Origin of the sequence: Streptomyces sp. NPDC127084 (assembly GCF_042724175.1) — a bacterium.
GTDB lineage: Bacteria > Actinomycetota > Actinomycetes > Streptomycetales > Streptomycetaceae > Streptomyces.
Genome location: NZ_JBHXFA010000323.1, coordinates 1 through 2,534 on the forward strand (window position 1 = coordinate 1; position 2,534 = coordinate 2,534).

Annotated in this window: 1 protein-coding gene and 1 pseudogene; both read left to right on the top strand. The window is 72.5% G+C overall.

The annotated features are described in order from the left end of the window. Positions 1–266 precede the first annotated feature (266 nt). Positions 267–2,228 carry a VWA domain-containing protein gene (locus ACFWI9_RS33810; protein WP_387169016.1) on the top strand — a complete coding sequence of 654 codons (1,962 nt, stop codon included), beginning with the start codon at positions 267–269 and terminating at the stop codon, positions 2,226–2,228. Continuing rightward, a pseudogene (locus ACFWI9_RS33815) lies at positions 2,225–2,534 on the top strand (hypothetical protein); the annotation flags it as partial. The gene ACFWI9_RS33810 and the pseudogene ACFWI9_RS33815, both read left to right, overlap by 4 nt.

Consider the following 2,534-nt stretch of genomic DNA (forward strand, 5'->3'; position numbering starts at 1 on the left):
TTTCAGGGTTTGCGGGTGGCCGCTCCGGGTTGCGGGGGGGGGGCCGGCCACCGCGTCCGGCCCCGGCGGGGGGGGGTGGGCCCCCCCCACCACACCACCGCGCGCGCGCCCCCCGCCCGCCCCCCGGCCGGGGCTCCGTGCTGTCCCAGGGGTGGGTAGAGCGAGCGCGCCCTGTTGCGTGACCGTGACACTACGGCCTTGTCTTCACCCGTGCGAATGACTAGCTTGCATCTGCAAAGTTGATGTCTGTGGAGGGGGACCGACAGATGGAATCCAGGCGCCGACGCCGTACGGGTACGGCGCTTCTCATAGGCGGGGCGCTGCTCGCGCTGACGGGGGGCGGGGCACTGTCCGCTGTCGCCGCGTCGCCGGGCGGGGCACCGAGAGGAGCCACCACGGCTCCGCCAGCGGCCGGTGGGGCCGGTGGACTGGTCATGGTGCTCGACTCGTCCGGCTCGATGGCCGATGACGACGGCACGGGACGGACGCGCATGGAGGCGGCCCGCGCGGCCGTCGGCACCGTCGTGGACGCGCTTCCCGACGGGCACCCCACCGGGCTGCGCGTCTACGGCGCGGACCAGCCCAGGGGATGCACCGACACCCGGCTCGTCCGGCCCGTACAGGCGCTCGACCGGGCGGCCCTGAAGCAGGCGGTCGCGTCCTTGCGGCCCAAGGGGGACACCCCCATCGGCCTCTCGCTCCGGAAGGCCGCCCAGGACCTGCCCCAGCCCAGGGGCGGTGTGATCGGCACCCGCACGATCCTGCTGGTCTCGGACGGCGAGGACACCTGCGGTACACCGGAGCCCTGCGAGGTCGCGAGGCAGCTCAGCGGCGACGGGATCGGGCTGCGTATCGACACCGTGGGATTCCAGGTCCGCGGCGCGGCCCGCAAGCAACTGGAGTGCGTCGCCGAGGCCGGCAACGGGCGGTACTACGACGCCCCCGACGCCGAGGCCCTGGCCCGACAGTTGCAGCGCTCCGCGCGGCTGTCCGCCGACGGCTACCGGCTGCGCGGCAAGCCGGTCGAGGGCACGCCGGGACGTACCGAGGCACCCGTGCTCGCAGCGGGGCAGTATCTGGACTCCATCGGGCCGGGCGAGAAGAGGCATTACGCGGTCGACCTCGACGCGGTCTCTACGGCGGACTTCTCGGCGACGGCCGTACCGCAGCCCGGGTCCGCCGTAGACCGGCTCGACACGCTGAGCACCAGGATCGAGTACGGCAGCGGCTCGTGCGAGACCAGTACCGAGTTCTTCTCCCAGACGGAGGGCGCGACCCCGCTCACCTCGGCGGTCACGCGGGTGCCCAGCGAGGGCGGCGGCAGCGTCTGTGACAAGGCCGGACGCTACTGGCTCGTGGTGGAGCGGCGGAGCGCACCGGACTCGGACTCCGCGCGCTGGCCGCTGGAGCTGACATACGGCGTCGACGAACCCCTCGCACAAGGAGTCACCCCGGCCGAGTCGCGACCCGGCTACGGCAAGGGGGACAAGGACGCGGCCCTGCCGCTGGGCGACCCGGAGGACGTGGCCGGCGGCACCGGGTTCAATGACGCCAGGGAGATCGGCCAGGGCGTGTGGCGCGATCGGATACTGCCTTCGCAGACCCTTTGGTACAAGGTCCCCGTCGGCTGGGGGCAGCAGCTGCGCTACGACGTGGAGTTCGCGAACGAGCCCACTGTGGACGGGATCGCGGGGAACTGGTCGTACGGCGCCACGGAGGTGTTCACCCCGGCGCGGGCCCCGGTGGGCGGCGGCACAGGCGAGTTCACCCAGCAGACGGTCTACAGCGGGCGGCCCGCCGTGCTGAAGATGGGCACGGTCCCGGTCTCCTGGACCAACCGCTACGAGAACAACCCCAACGTCGTTCCCGTGCACCAGAACGGCGCCTTCTACATCGCCGTCACACTCGGCTCCGGGGCCGCTGAGATCGCCGAGAACCCGCAGATCGGTGTGGTGCTGCGGGTCGCGGTGCTCGGCGAGGCGAAGTCGGGCCCGCAGCACGGCGCCTCTGTGGTGGCGGAGCAGCCGAAGCAGCGGGGCACCCGCGCGGACGGCACCGCGACGGGCGCGGCAGGATGGACCGGCGGCACGGCCGTGATGGTCGCGGGTGGCGCGGCGGTCGTCCTGCTCGCCGTCGCCGGAGTCGTCTTCGCGCTTGTACGAGGACGGGCGGCACGGGGCAGGAGTGGTAACGGGCCCACCGACACGACATGGGGGAGGACGCGATGAGTCAGCGTGGCGACGGCCGGCGCAAAGGCCGCGGCCGTGCAGGGGCACGAGCACGCTCAGGGGTGACGACGGCGCTGTGCGCGGCGCTGTGTTCTGTGGTGGTGCTGCCGGGCAGCCCGGCTCAGGCGGCTGACGCACCGGGCTCGTACACGTTCGACAGCAATGCCGAGCCGGTCCGGGGCGCCACCGTCAGCAGCAACGCCCAGCCTCTCAAGCCTGGTTCCGCCTACCGGGACAGCATCAAGAAGGACGGCAAGCTCTACTACCGCCTCGATCTCGACGCCAAGACGAACGCGTACGTCTCGG

Excerpts from the sequence above, each read along its gene's own strand:
- ACFWI9_RS33810 (WP_387169016.1), top strand. The coding sequence starts at position 267 with ATGGAATCCAGGCGCCGACGCCGTACGGGTACGGCGCTTCTCATAGGC.